Source organism: Citrobacter braakii (assembly GCF_009648935.1).
In the GTDB taxonomy this organism is placed as follows: Bacteria; Pseudomonadota; Gammaproteobacteria; order Enterobacterales; family Enterobacteriaceae; genus Citrobacter; species Citrobacter braakii.
Window position 1 is genome coordinate 1,181,587 of sequence record NZ_CP045771.1, and the last position, 13,519, is coordinate 1,195,105.

At 51.8% G+C, this 13,519-nt stretch carries 11 protein-coding genes, 1 tRNA gene and 1 other RNA gene; 12 read left to right on the top strand and 1 reads right to left on the bottom strand.

All coding sequences use genetic code 11. The annotated features are described in order from the left end of the window. Window positions 1–141: 141 nt before the first annotated feature. The 12 genes from GFC06_RS05430 to GFC06_RS05485 all read left to right on the top strand — a co-directional run bounded on the left by GFC06_RS05430 (window position 142) and on the right by GFC06_RS05485 (window position 12,182). On the top strand, window positions 142–843 hold the full coding sequence (locus GFC06_RS05430; protein WP_016157717.1) for an autotransporter outer membrane beta-barrel domain-containing protein: 702 nt from the start codon (window positions 142–144) through the stop codon (window positions 841–843). Between the two features lie 251 nt (window positions 844–1,094). Further along, window positions 1,095–2,297, top strand: coding sequence for an L-lactate MFS transporter (locus GFC06_RS05435; protein ID WP_016154906.1), 1,203 nt, complete (start codon window positions 1,095–1,097; stop codon window positions 2,295–2,297). A 210-nt stretch (window positions 2,298–2,507) separates the two neighbouring features. After that, window positions 2,508–4,202 carry a kdo(2)-lipid A phosphoethanolamine 7''-transferase gene (eptB, locus tag GFC06_RS05440; RefSeq protein WP_153689921.1) on the top strand — a complete coding sequence of 565 codons (1,695 nt, stop codon included), beginning with the start codon at window positions 2,508–2,510 and terminating at the stop codon, window positions 4,200–4,202. A gap of 91 nt (window positions 4,203–4,293) precedes the next feature. Then, window positions 4,294–4,370 (top strand) — tRNA-Pro (locus tag GFC06_RS05445). A gap of 33 nt (window positions 4,371–4,403) precedes the next feature. After that, window positions 4,404–4,537: non-coding RNA, RtT sRNA (locus GFC06_RS05450), on the top strand. 419 nt (window positions 4,538–4,956) lie between these two features. Continuing rightward, a complete protein-coding gene (locus tag GFC06_RS05455) occupies window positions 4,957–5,193 on the top strand; it encodes a hypothetical protein (protein WP_137398959.1) in 237 nt (78 codons plus the stop codon). Then, window positions 5,108–6,715 carry a dipeptide ABC transporter periplasmic-binding protein DppA gene (gene dppA / locus GFC06_RS05460; protein ID WP_016154904.1) on the top strand — a complete coding sequence of 536 codons (1,608 nt, stop codon included), beginning with the start codon at window positions 5,108–5,110 and terminating at the stop codon, window positions 6,713–6,715. The genes GFC06_RS05455 and dppA overlap by 86 nt, the downstream gene beginning before the upstream one ends. Before the next feature lie 161 nt (window positions 6,716–6,876). Beyond that, window positions 6,877–7,896 (top strand): dipeptide ABC transporter permease DppB, encoded by a 1,020-nt coding sequence (gene dppB, locus GFC06_RS05465; protein WP_016154903.1) that lies wholly within the window; start codon window positions 6,877–6,879, stop codon window positions 7,894–7,896. A gap of 9 nt (window positions 7,897–7,905) precedes the next feature. Continuing rightward, window positions 7,906–8,808 carry a dipeptide ABC transporter permease DppC gene (gene dppC, locus GFC06_RS05470; protein WP_153689922.1) on the top strand — a complete coding sequence of 301 codons (903 nt, stop codon included), beginning with the start codon at window positions 7,906–7,908 and terminating at the stop codon, window positions 8,806–8,808. A 10-nt stretch (window positions 8,809–8,818) separates the two neighbouring features. Beyond that, on the top strand, window positions 8,819–9,802 hold the full coding sequence (dppD, locus tag GFC06_RS05475) for a dipeptide ABC transporter ATP-binding protein (protein WP_019078085.1): 984 nt from the start codon (window positions 8,819–8,821) through the stop codon (window positions 9,800–9,802). Further along, window positions 9,799–10,803 carry a dipeptide ABC transporter ATP-binding subunit DppF gene (gene dppF / locus GFC06_RS05480; protein WP_003827418.1) on the top strand — a complete coding sequence of 335 codons (1,005 nt, stop codon included), beginning with the start codon at window positions 9,799–9,801 and terminating at the stop codon, window positions 10,801–10,803. Before dppD ends, dppF begins: the two co-directional genes overlap by 4 nt. A 176-nt stretch (window positions 10,804–10,979) precedes the next feature. Next, a complete protein-coding gene (locus GFC06_RS05485) occupies window positions 10,980–12,182 on the top strand; it encodes a sigma-54 interaction domain-containing protein (RefSeq protein WP_103283338.1) in 1,203 nt (400 codons plus the stop codon). A gap of 33 nt (window positions 12,183–12,215) precedes the next feature. On the opposite strand, the gene GFC06_RS05490 is transcribed toward GFC06_RS05485, so the two are convergent. Then, a complete protein-coding gene (locus GFC06_RS05490) occupies window positions 12,216–13,514 on the bottom strand; it encodes an aromatic amino acid transport family protein (protein ID WP_153689923.1) in 1,299 nt (432 codons plus the stop codon). Window positions 13,515–13,519 lie beyond the last annotated feature (5 nt).

Here is a 13,519-nt window from a genome sequence, read left to right on the forward strand (position 1 = left end):
TACTGGCGTAAAAATTTCATTCGGCCCGCCTTGACGCGCCAGCTAAAAAGACAATATTTAATACAGGGCCTGATGGGCCCGATATCCTTCATACAATGACAATAATATCGCCGAATTCGGCTCTTTTCTGGAGTCGCGTTGATGATTATAAGAAACAGTAGTGGTCGCCAAAGGTTAACTCTGGCGAGCGTCGTAGTTTGTGCGCTGTTCATCAATACAGCATATGGCTGGCAACAAGAATATATCGTTGATGCGATGTCAGGGCATACGGCTGAACGTTATACATGGGACAGCGATCACCAACCACGTTATAACGACATTCTGGAAGAACGTATTCGCTCCACTCAAAACGTGGCGGGTCCCGTGGTGAATCTGGCGGATGAAACGCCTATGGATGCGACCAGCGGCATGAGTATGGGCTGGAACTTTCCGCTTTCAAGGCAGGTGATGACCGGTCCGGTGGCCGCGCTGCATTATGACGGTTCGACCACGTCTACTTACAACGAATTTGGCGATAGCGTGACGTCGGTAACGCAGAACGATCCGCTGTGGCATGCCAGCGTCAGCACGTTAGGCTGGCGAGTCAATTCTCAGTTCGGTGATGTGCGACCGTGGGCGCAAATCAGCTATAACCAGCAGTTTGGCGAGAATATCTGGAAAGCGCAGTCGGGCCTCAGTCGCATGACGGCGGCGGGTCAAGACGGTAACTGGCTGGATGTTACCGTTGGCGCAGATATGCTGTTGAACCGGCACATGGCGGCTTACGCGGCGCTTTCGCAGGCGGAAAATAGCGCCAATAACAGCGACTATATGTACACCATGGGAGTGAGTGCCAAATTTTAACGCAAAAAATCATCAGCTAAACATCTCCGTTACATATTGAGAACAGCAATCACACGCCCCTCAGCGATAGCGTGTACTAACTCTTACGATAAAATTCAGTAACCCGACTTTTTGTCTCGTCATTCATTCCGCATTCCAGGCATTTCATTCCGTCCTGGTGGCATTTCATGCCGTTTTCTCCTGGCCATAAAAGCGCTTCGGTATGGTTGTTGGCAGAGAATTTCCCATTTTGCTTATGCAGGAAGACTGCCATGAAAACTTCTGATTATCAGCGCACACGCTGGCTAACACTGATCGGCACGATTATTACCCAATTTGCTTTAGGTTCTGTTTATACCTGGAGCCTGTTTAATGGCGCGCTCTCTTCTAAGCTCGATGCGCCGGTCAGTCAGGTGGCATTTTCTTTTGGCTTGCTGAGCCTCGGGCTGGCGATTTCCTCTTCCGTTGCCGGCAAGCTGCAGGAACGTTTTGGCGTGAAACGCGTCACCATGGCTTCCGGTATTTTACTCGGCGTCGGTTTCTTCTTAACCGCCCATTCCAACAGCCTGATTATGCTGTGGCTGAGCGCTGGTGTGCTGGTTGGTCTGGCGGATGGTGCAGGTTACCTGTTAACGCTTTCCAACTGCGTAAAATGGTTCCCTGAGCGTAAAGGGCTGATTTCCGCCTTTGCCATCGGTTCTTATGGCCTTGGCAGCCTCGGTTTTAAATTTATCGACAGCCAACTGCTGAGCACCGTGGGCCTGGAAAAAACCTTCATGATTTGGGGCGCGATCGTACTGGTGATGATCGTCTTTGGCTCCACGCTGATGAAAGATGCGCCGAATCAGGAAGTGAAAGCGAAGAATGGCGTGGTTGAGAACGACTACACCCTGGCGCAGTCCATGCGCAAACCGCAGTACTGGATGCTGGCAGTCATGTTCCTGACGGCGTGTATGAGCGGTCTGTACGTCATTGGCGTGGCGAAAGATATCGCACAAAGCCTGGCGCATATGGATGTGGCGACGGCGGCGAATGCGGTTACCGTCATTTCTATCGCGAACCTGTCGGGTCGTCTGGTGCTGGGGATTCTGTCCGATAAAATCTCCCGTATTCGCGTGATCACCATTGGTCAGGTCGTTTCGCTGGTCGGTATGGCTGCACTGTTGTTCGCGCCGCTGAATGACGTAACCTTCTTTATGGCAATTGCCTGTGTCGCGTTTAACTTTGGCGGCACCATCACCGTATTCCCGTCACTGGTCAGCGAGTTCTTCGGTCTGAATAACCTGGCTAAAAACTACGGTGTTATTTACCTGGGCTTCGGTATCGGTAGCATTTGCGGTTCCATTATCGCCTCGCTGTTTGGCGGGTTCTATGTGACCTTCTGCGTTATCTTTGCGCTGTTAATCATTTCGCTGGCGCTTTCTACCACTATTCGTCAGCCACAACGTAGCGTCTATACCGAGGCGCACGCCTAAATCTATTAGTAGTATGATTAATACCTGGCGCATATATTTACAAAAATTTATGCGCCATTTTCATTCTCTATAAGCACTTTTGCTCCCTCCTGTGGTCTACTTACCCGCGCCCGTAGACATTTCACCTCTGCTGTTGTCGCATTTTTCCTCTGTCAGGTCTGATTGATCGCTGCTCAGGGTTTTTTATCCCGATTTCCAGGGTTTGTTTGCATGAGATACATTAAGTCGATGACGCAGCAGAAACTCAGTTTCTTGCTGGCAATCTATATCGGTTTGTTTATGAACTGTGCTGTATTTTTCCGTCGCTTTAGCGGATATGCGCACGATTTTACCGTCTGGAAAGGACTCTCCGCGGTTGTTGAATTGGCCGGCACTGTGCTGGTGACCTTCTTTTTACTACGCCTTCTCTCTTTGTTTGGCCGCCGCGCCTGGCGTGTCCTGGCAACCTGTTTGGTGCTGTGTTCTGCCGGCGCCAGTTATTATATGACCTTCCTGAACGTGGTAATTGGTTACGGTATTATCGCCTCCGTAATGACCACGGATATTGATTTATCGAAAGAAGTCGTCGGCTGGCATTTCATCGTGTGGCTGGTTTCGGTCAGTATTATTCCCTTGGTGCTGATTTGGAGTAACCGCTGCCGCTACACGTTGATGAGACAAATTCGTACGCCGGGCATGAGGTGGCGTAGCGTAGCGGTAGTTTTACTGGCCGGCCTGATGGTATGGGCGCCGATTCGCCTGCTGAGCATGCAACAGAGAAGCGTAGAGCGAGAAACAGGTATCGATTTACCCAGCTATGGCGGGGTTGTGGCAAACTCTTACTTGCCGTCAAACTGGCTCTCTGCGCTGGGTCTGTACGCCTGGGCACAGGTGGATGAATCCTCAGACACCAAATCGCTGATGAACCCGGCGAAGAAATTTACCTATGTTGAGCCTAAGAACCTCGACGACACCTATGTGGTCTTTATTATCGGCGAAACCACCCGCTGGGACCATATGGGGATTTTTGGCTATGAGCGAAATACCACGCCAAGGCTCGCCCAGGAGAAAAACCTGGCCGCGTTCCGTGGATATTCCTGTGACACGGCGACCAAACTTTCGCTGCGCTGTATGTTTGTGCGTGAAGGTGGGGCGGAAGAAAACCCGCAGCGTACCCTGAAAGAACAAAACGTCTTTTCCGTGCTCGGTCAGTTAGGGTTCAAGACAGACCTCTACGCGATGCAAAGCGAGATGTGGTTCTACAGCAATACCATGGCGGAGAACATCGCTTACCGAGAGCAGATTGGCGCAGAGCCGCGTAACCGTGGCAAGAACGTTGACGATATGCTGTTGATTACCGAAATGCAGCAGTCTCTGCAACCGACGGATGATGATGGCAAACGTCTGATTATTCTGCATACCAAAGGTTCGCATTTTAACTACACGCAGCGCTACACCCGCGAATATGCGCAGTGGAAGCCGGAGTGTGTCAATGTGGATAGCGGTTGCTCGAAAGCCGAGATGATTAACTCTTTTGATAACTCGGTAACCTATGTTGATCACTTTATTACCAAAGTGTTTGATCAACTGCGGGATAAGAAAGCGATAGTGTTCTACGCCGCCGATCACGGTGAGTCGATTAACGAGCGTGAGCACCTGCACGGTACGCCGCGTAAAATGGCTCCGCCAGAGCAGTTCCGCGTGCCAATGCTGGTGTGGATGTCAGACAAATATCTGGAAGACCCAGACCATGCGAAGGCGTTTGCACACCTGAAGCAAGAAGCTGATATGAAGGTGCCGCGTCGTCATGTGGAACTGTACGACACTATTTTGGGTTGCCTCGGTTATACCTCGCCAAATGGCGGTATTAACGAGAATAACAACTGGTGCCGTATCCCGGACGCGAAGAAGGTTACGGCTCAGTAATCGGGCTGCTGACTTTCTCGCCGATCAAATGGCATTTTGATACTAAGGGATTGACGGGGGCGCGGCTGAGCAGTAAGATGCGCCCCGCATTCGGTGATTGGCGCAGCCTGGTAGCGCACTTCGTTCGGGACGAAGGGGTCGGAGGTTCGAATCCTCTATCACCGACCAAATTCAAAACCCTGCTCAACGAGCAGGGTTTTTTGCATTTGAAACCCACGAGGATGAGAACCTCCGGGGGGAAGAGGTTCGACTCGAGCGCAGCGAGAGAACGTTGCGTTAGCAACGGCCCGTAGGGCGAGCCACGTCAGTGGCGAGTAATCCTCTCTCACCGACCAAAATTGACCTTCCTTTTATCTGTAAAAATTGTGCACCACTTCCCACTGACTGTTAACGATTCTGTGACATATTCCATTGCCTTTTTTTATATTTGCTTGAAACTTTTTTTGCGCTACTTATGGCTGAACCTGGCATTTTCCGCTGTGCGCTTTAGCGTTCATGGCATTAATCGCTCAGATATGCAGCATTAATTTAGAAAGTTTTAATAATTTGCATAAATGTTAATCACCAAATGTTGCGAAATATTAAGATGTTTATTCTGGCATAGTGCGCGTAGCACAAATTTCCCTGCTGAAAATGTCCTTCTGCACTTTTTTTAATCTTTGTTTGCGAATTCTCACCGTTGGTGTAAATCACGGTTACCTGTATTGACGTTTTCACATTCTGTTGACAGATTGTAGGGCATGAGGGGCATTTCATGGAGAATCCGCACTGCAACTCAGTCGCTTATGTGAACGGAATCCCTATCCTCTTAACGCCGACCCGGCCGGGTAAAAAACAAAAAAGGCCAGGCGGTGCAAACCCACTGCAAAGGGTAAAACAACAAACATCACATTTGGAGCAGAAGAATGAGTATTTCCTTGAAGAAGTCAGGGATGCTGAAGCTTGGTCTGAGCCTGGTGGCTATGACCTGCGCCGCAAGCGTACAGGCTAAAACTCTGGTTTATTGTTCAGAAGGATCTCCTGAAGGCTTTAACCCACAGCTTTTCACCTCTGGCACGACCTATGATGCCAGCTCCGTACCGATCTATAACCGCCTGGTCGAGTTCAAAACCGGTACAACTGAAGTGATCCCGGGCCTTGCTGAGAAGTGGGAAATCAGCGAAGACGGTAAAACCTATACCTTCCACCTGCGCCAGGGCGTGAAGTGGCAGGACAACAAAGATTTCAAACCGACGCGCGATTTAAACGCCGATGACGTGGTGTTCTCTTTCGATCGTCAGAAAAATGCCCAGAACCCGTACCACAAAGTCTCTGGCGGTAGCTATGAATACTTCGAAGGGATGGGCCTGCCAGATCTGATCTCCGAAGTGAAAAAAGTGGACGATAAAACCGTTCAGTTCGTGCTGACTCGCCCGGAAGCGCCTTTCCTGGCTGATCTGGCGATGGACTTCGCTTCTATTCTTTCCAAAGAATATGCAGACAACATGCTGAAAGCCGGCTCCCCGGAGAAAGTGGATCTGAACCCAATTGGGACCGGTCCGTTCCAGCTGCAGCAGTACCAGAAAGACTCCCGTATTCTGTATAAAGCATTCGAAGGTTACTGGGGCACCAAGCCACAGATTGACCGTCTGGTCTTCTCGATTACGCCTGACGCTTCCGTGCGTTACGCCAAACTGCAGAAGAACGAGTGCCAGGTGATGCCGTACCCGAACCCGGCAGATATCGCGCGCATGAAGCAGGATAAAAACATTAACCTGATGGAGCAGGCCGGTCTGAACGTTGGCTACCTCTCTTTCAACACCGAGAAGAAACCGTTTGATGACGTGAAAGTCCGTCAGGCGCTGACCTACGCGGTGAACAAAGAAGCCATCATTAAAGCGGTATATCAGGGCGCTGGCGTTGCCGCGAAAAACCTGATCCCACCGACCATGTGGGGCTATAACGACGACGTTAAAGACTACACCTACGATCCTGAAAAGGCTAAAGCGCTGCTGAAGGAAGCGGGTCAGGATAAAGGCTTCACCGTTGAGCTGTGGGCCATGCCGGTACAGCGTCCTTACAACCCGAACGCCCGCCGTATGGCGGAAATGGTTCAGGCTGACTGGGCGAAAATTGGCGTTCAGGCCAAGATTGTGACCTACGAGTGGGGCGAATATCTGAAACGCGCCAAAGCGGGTGAGCATCAGGCGGTGATGATGGGTTGGACCGGTGACAACGGGGATCCGGACAACTTCTTCGCCACCCTGTTCAGCTGTGCGGCAGCGAAAGACGGTTCCAACTACTCTCGCTGGTGCTACAAGCCGTTTGAAGATCTGATCCAGCCGGCGCGTGCGACCGACGATCACAACAAACGTATTGAACTGTACAAGCAAGCTCAGGTTGTTATGCACGATCAGGCCCCGGCTCTGATTGTTGCTCACTCCACCGTGTATGAACCAGTGCGTAAAGAAGTGAAAGGCTATGTGGTTGATCCATTGGGCAAACATCACTTCGAAAACGTCTCTGTCGAATAATTAAAAGCAAGCCAGGCAGCGCTACGGACCGTTAAGTCGGGTCACCGTAGCGCCACCTGACAGTAATGCTTTATCTCCCTCTCGCTGGAGGGGGAGATAAGATTTGTGAGCAATACAGATTCACGGTTCCAGGCCGTGCGTCATTAGAGAGAATCCGGGTTATGTTGCAGTTCATTCTCCGACGTTTGGGACTCGTCATCCCCACGTTTATCGGTATCACTCTTCTCACCTTTGCTTTCGTTCATATGATCCCCGGCGATCCGGTAATGATCATGGCGGGTGAGCGTGGAATTTCCCCTGAGCGTCATGCTCAACTGTTGGCTGAACTCGGTCTGGATAAACCGATGTGGCAGCAGTACCTCCATTATATCTGGGGGGTTATGCATGGTGATTTAGGTATCTCGCTGAAAAGCCGATTACCGGTGTGGGAAGAGTTCGTTCCTCGCTTTAAAGCAACGCTGGAACTTGGCGTCTGCGCGATGATTTTCGCCGTTGCGGTGGGTATTCCGGTGGGAGTACTTGCTGCCGTTAAGCGCGGCTCCATTTTCGACCACACTGCCGTTGGCCTGGCGCTGACCGGTTACTCCATGCCGATTTTCTGGTGGGGCATGATGCTGATCATGCTGGTTTCCGTGCAGTGGAACCTGACGCCGGTTTCCGGTCGGGTGAGCGACATGGTGTTCCTTGATGATTCCAATCCCCTGACCGGTTTTATGCTGATTGACACCGCCATTTGGGGTGAAGAGGGCAACTTTATCGATGCGCTGGCGCATATGATCCTGCCGGCAATGGTGCTTGGCACCATTCCTCTGGCGGTAATTGTGCGTATGACTCGTTCATCGATGCTGGAAGTACTGGGTGAAGATTACATTCGTACCGCACGCGCCAAAGGCCTGACCCGTATGCGCGTCATCATCATTCACGCTCTGCGTAACGCGATGCTGCCCGTTGTGACCGTTATCGGCCTGCAGGTCGGTACGTTATTGGCTGGGGCGATCCTGACCGAGACTATTTTCTCGTGGCCGGGACTGGGACGCTGGTTGATCGATGCGCTACAACGCCGTGATTATCCAGTGGTACAGGGCGGGGTACTGCTGGTCGCGACGATGATTATCCTCGTCAACCTGCTGGTAGACCTGCTGTACGGCGTGGTGAACCCGCGTATTCGGCATAGGAAGTAAGGGGCCATCATGTCACAGGTTACTGAAAATAAAGTTATTGCTGCACCGGTGCCCATGACCCCGCTGCAGGAGTTCTGGCACTATTTTAAACGCAACAAAGGTGCGGTTGTTGGGCTGGTGTACGTTGTCGTGATGATCCTGATTGCGGTCTTTGCCAACCTCCTCGCGCCGTACAACCCGGCAGAGCAGTTCCGCGATACGCTGCTGGCTCCTCCTGCGTGGCAGGAAGGCGGTACCATGGCGCATCTGTTTGGTACTGATGATGTGGGCCGCGATGTGCTGTCCCGCCTGATGTACGGTGCGCGTTTGTCTCTGTTGGTCGGCTGTCTGGTGGTGGTGCTCTCCCTGCTGATGGGCGTGATTCTCGGGCTGATTGCCGGTTACTTTGGTGGGATTGTCGATAACGTCATCATGCGTGTGGTCGATATCATGCTGGCACTGCCGAGCCTGTTACTGGCGCTGGTGCTGGTGGCGGTATTTGGGCCCTCGATTGGCAACGCCGCGCTGGCGCTGACGTTCGTGGCATTGCCGCACTATGTGCGTTTGACGCGCGCCGCCGTCCTGGTGGAGGTTAACCGCGACTACGTTACCGCATCCCGCGTGGCCGGAGCCGGTGCGATGCGCCAGATGTTCGTCAATATTCTTCCTAACTGTCTTGCGCCGCTGATTGTTCAGGCGTCGCTTGGCTTCTCTAACGCCATTCTCGATATGGCTGCCCTCGGCTTCCTGGGGATGGGCGCACAGCCGCCTACGCCGGAATGGGGCACCATGCTCTCTGACGTGTTGCAATTTGCCCAAAGCGCCTGGTGGGTCGTGACCTTCCCGGGGCTGGCAATCCTGCTGACGGTGCTGGCATTTAACCTGATGGGTGACGGTCTGCGTGACGCGCTCGATCCCAAACTGAAGCAGTAAGAGGTTCGAGATGGCGTTATTAAATGTAGATAAATTATCGGTGCACTTCGGCGATGTGGGGTCCGAATTCCGTGCCGTAGACCGCATTAGTTACAGCGTGAACCAGGGTGAAGTGGTTGGCATTGTAGGGGAGTCCGGCTCTGGTAAGTCCGTCAGCTCGCTGGCGATCATGGGATTGATTGACTACCCAGGCCGCGTTATGGCCGAAAATCTGGAGTTTAATGGTCGTGACCTGAAGCGCATCTCTGAGAAAGAGCGTCGCCAGTTAGTGGGCGCGGAAGTGGCGATGATCTTCCAGGACCCGATGACCAGCCTTAACCCGTGCTACACCGTCGGCTACCAAATTATGGAAGCCATTAAGGTGCACCAGGGCGGCAACAAAAAAACGCGTATTCAGCGGGCGATTGACCTGCTGACGCTGGTGGGGATCCCCGATCCGGCCTCGCGTCTGGATGTCTATCCGCACCAGTTGTCTGGTGGGATGAGCCAGCGCGTGATGATCGCGATGGCGATTGCCTGTCGTCCAAAGCTGTTGATTGCCGACGAACCGACAACGGCGCTGGATGTGACCATTCAGGCGCAGATCATCGAGCTACTGCTGGAATTGCAGCAAAAAGAGAACATGGCGCTGGTCTTAATCACGCACGACCTGGCGCTGGTGGCCGAAGCGGCGCACAAGATCATTGTGATGTACGCCGGGCAGGTAGTGGAAACCGGGGCCGCGCAGGATATTTTTCGCGCGCCGCGTCATCCGTATACCCAAGCGTTGCTGCGCGCGTTGCCGGAGTTCGCTCAGGATAAAGCGCGTCTGGCTTCGTTGCCGGGCGTGGTGCCAGGTAAATATGACCGCCCGACCGGTTGTTTACTGAACCCGCGCTGCCCCTATGCGACTGACAAATGCCGCGCTGAAGAACCTGAACTGAACCTGCTGGAAGGCGGTCGTCAGTCGAAATGCCACTACCCACTTGATGATGCCGGGAGGCCTGGGCTATGAGTACGCAAAAGGCCGCTTTGCCACAGCCGCTGTTGCAGGCAATTGACCTGAAAAAACACTACCCGGTGAAGAAGGGGATGTTCGCCCCGGAACGCCTGGTGAAAGCGCTGGACGGCGTCTCCTTTACCCTGGAACGCGGCAAAACGCTGGCGGTGGTAGGCGAGTCGGGCTGTGGGAAATCCACCCTTGGTCGCCTGCTGACGATGATTGAAGTCCCGACCGGCGGCGAGCTGTATTACCAGGGGCAGGATCTGCTTAAGCACGACCCGCAGGCGCAGAAGCTGCGCCGGCAGAAAATCCAGATTGTGTTCCAGAACCCTTACGGTTCCCTGAACCCGCGCAAGAAAGTAGGGCAGATTCTGGAAGAGCCGCTGCTGATCAACTCCACGCTAAGTAAAGAGGAGCGTCGTGAAAAAGCGCTGGCGATGATGGCGAAAGTGGGGCTGAAAACCGAGCACTATGACCGCTATCCGCACATGTTCTCCGGCGGTCAGCGTCAGCGTATTGCCATCGCTCGCGGGCTGATGCTTGATCCAGACGTGGTGATCGCCGACGAACCGGTCTCGGCGCTGGACGTTTCTGTTCGTGCGCAGGTGCTGAACCTGATGATGGACTTGCAGCAGGAACTGGGGCTGTCATACGTCTTTATCTCGCATGACCTGTCGGTGGTAGAGCACATTGCCGATGAAGTGATGGTGATGTATTTAGGCCGCTGCGTGGAAAAAGGAACGAAGGATCAGATCTTCAATAATCCGCGTCATCCGTATACGCAGGCGCTGCTATCCGCGACGCCACGCCTGAACCCGGACGATCGCCGCGAGCGTATCAAGCTGACCGGTGAGCTGCCAAGCCCGCTGAATCCACCGCCGGGCTGTGCGTTCAATGCCCGCTGCCGTCGGCGTTTTGGTCCGTGTACCCAGCTTCAGCCGCAGCTGAAGGATTACGGTGGACAACTCGTGGCCTGTTTCGCTGTTGACCAGGATGAAAATCCACAGCAATAAACGTGGGTTATGACCTGATAACCGGAGCCTTGTGCTCCGGTTTTTTTATATTTTGTTTTTACGTCCACAATGTGAGTCCTCTGGCAGAACATTATTCCACAGCGTCTAAAATGTAGTCAGATTTCCTCTCGTCACAGAAATATCTATTTCGCAGTTGCTAACTGTCAGGAGCAAATGTGGTCACGATACGCTGGGATATTAAAACAATTGATCGTCTGTCGATGGTTGAGGATGTCCTGAAGGAATTTTCCTGCTGCGATATCAATATCATCTCCATGAAAGTCACACCTGGACGGATCCTGATTAAATCCTGGTGCCGCCAGTTACAGGATATTTCCTGCGTGCAATCCTGTTTAGGTCGGCGCGCCGATATTATTAACGTCGCTTACCTGTGTGAAGAGATAAGCGAACTGTCAACGCCTGAGCCAGAACGCCCGCGCTATTTCTCTGACATTATTTGTAGCAGCCAGAGCATGCACTCGCTTATCGAAAAGGCGATAAAAATTGCCGACAGCAAATATACCGTTTTGATCCGCGGCGATACGGGTACTGGCAAAGAACTGCTGGCCCGGGCTATCCATAATTCCGGGCAGCGACGTTTTTATCCGTTTATTCCGATCAACTGCTCTGCGCTACCTGAGTCGTTGATGGAGAGTGAATTCTTTGGCTATGAGAAAGGGGCTTTTAGCGGTGCGGATTGTAAAGGCAAAAAAGGGCTGTTTGAAATGGCCGATAAAGGCACCCTTTTTCTCGATGAATTTGGTGAAATGTCGCTGAGCTTACAGGCTAAATTACTGCGCGTACTTCAGGATGGCGGGATCCGTCGCGTTGGCGGGGCGCAAATTATTCCGGTCAATGTGCGCATTATTGTGGCAACTAACGCCAATCTGGAAGAGATGGTGGAACAACGTCTGCTGCGCGCCGATCTCTATTACCGCATCAATGTACTTTCACTGACCATTCCGCCTCTGCGGGAGCGCCCGCAGGATATCAGCCTATTGATTCGCCACTTTGTGCAGAAATATGCGAAGGAATTCCAGCGACGGATCATTCTGGATAAAGCCTGCTTTGATGCCCTGCATCATCACACCTGGCCGGGAAACGTTCGTGAACTGGAAAATACCATCATTCGCCTGATGCTGATGGCGGAATCTGATGTCATTACGCGGGAAGAATTAGGGATGGTGAATTTGCCTGCTGTTGAGCTGACGCCGACAGAGCGTCCTTTTAAAGAACAGGTTTTGTGTGCTGAACGCCAGCTTATTGAACAGATGGTGGAAGAGAATGTGTCGTCGCGGCATATCGCTAAAGCGCTGGGGGTGTCACATACCACGGTACTGAATAAAATTCGCAGCTATCAACTGGAGAGCGTGAGTTAAGCGCCGTCAGTGACTGACGGCGCTGTAAACGGATTAGTCAATCAGCTTCAATAATGGCGACAGGCACAGCAGGATCCCGTACAACAGGATTAGCCAGGTTTTCAGCCCGCGCAGTTTTTCCAGTTGCGTTACTTTATAGATCAGGAAAAACGGAATAATACAGGACACAATCCCGTAAAGTGGGCTACCCAACTGGAAGAACACCAGTACCGATACACGAAATGACACCCAGATCACCAGGGTGATAACAATAAAGGTGCAAATACCCAGCGTAAGCACCAGGGGATTAATTTTCTCCACATCAATAACGCGGCTCAGAACATTAAGAATAATACCCTTAATCGCCTCGTGGAACCCCAGATAAATACCAAAGAATGCAGTTAATACGGCGAAGATATTTAGCACCGTTGAGGTGATATGAATAATTTGCCCAGGAATGACTTGCGCTGCCAGCGCCAGTGCGGAAATATTTTGTTCGAAGGCCGAAACGGCCTCTTCATGACTAATAGAAAAGGTAAAAGAGAATGAGAAAAACAGAATGACCGCAATCAGCGTAATGTAACTGATGCGATGCGTGCGTATTGCCATGCGGGTGGCCAGAACCCGGTCCGCTACCCGCTTGCGGTAGGCGATGTTCATTGGGTTCAACACCTGAATAAACACCGCCGAGAAGAAGCAGAACGGGATGGTCAGCAGTACGTCGCGAAAGAAGACCGATGCTTCAGGGAATGCGCTGATATTAGAGAAGTTCCAGTGCGGAACCATCGCAAAACCAAACACGATGATGATCCCCACTTTGACTACCACCATCGGGCCGGAGATTTTAAACAGCAGCTTTTCTCCCCCGGAAGCAATGGCCACCAGCACGGCAAAAATGGCCACTTTATAGATTATCGATAGTGAAAGATCGGCATCGGTTAAGCCGAATGTTTTGATATATGAGGCACTGTCAAAAACCACGGATAAGGAATAGATAAATATGCCGTGAATAATCATCAAAAAATAGATGACGCCAAGAAATACACCCCAGTTTTTTCCCAGGTAATGACTGATAATATCGGTATAGTCATTACAAGTTTCACTTTCTGATAATGTTTTTAAATAAATATCCTGCACAATATAGGTTGCTGGATAGGCAATAATAAAGGCGACGATAAATACCCAAATGCCTGTTAAGCCTATTTGTACTGGCATCAGTACCGTTCCGGCACCAATTGCCATACCGATACACAGTAATACCCAGCCAAAGTCGTATTTCGTAAACGGTATTTTCTTTGAGAATGGTACGGTGGTTGCTGTATTGTTGCTTAGTTGTAATGTGTCGTCCTGCATAGAAC

Coding starts and splice junctions, on each gene's coding strand:
- GFC06_RS05430 (WP_016157717.1), top strand. CDS start 142: ATGATTATAAGAAACAGTAGTGGTCGCCAAAGGTTAACTCTGGCGAGC.
- GFC06_RS05435 (WP_016154906.1), top strand. CDS start 1,095: ATGAAAACTTCTGATTATCAGCGCACACGCTGGCTAACACTGATCGGC.
- eptB (WP_153689921.1), top strand. CDS start 2,508: ATGAGATACATTAAGTCGATGACGCAGCAGAAACTCAGTTTCTTGCTG.
- GFC06_RS05455 (WP_137398959.1), top strand. CDS start 4,957: ATGGAGAATCCGCACTGCAACTCAGTCGCTTATGTGAACGGAATCCCT.
- dppA (WP_016154904.1), top strand. CDS start 5,108: ATGAGTATTTCCTTGAAGAAGTCAGGGATGCTGAAGCTTGGTCTGAGC.
- dppB (WP_016154903.1), top strand. CDS start 6,877: ATGTTGCAGTTCATTCTCCGACGTTTGGGACTCGTCATCCCCACGTTT.
- dppC (WP_153689922.1), top strand. CDS start 7,906: ATGTCACAGGTTACTGAAAATAAAGTTATTGCTGCACCGGTGCCCATG.
- dppD (WP_019078085.1), top strand. CDS start 8,819: ATGGCGTTATTAAATGTAGATAAATTATCGGTGCACTTCGGCGATGTG.
- dppF (WP_003827418.1), top strand. CDS start 9,799: ATGAGTACGCAAAAGGCCGCTTTGCCACAGCCGCTGTTGCAGGCAATT.
- GFC06_RS05490 (WP_153689923.1), bottom strand. CDS start 13,514: ATGCAGGACGACACATTACAACTAAGCAACAATACAGCAACCACCGTA.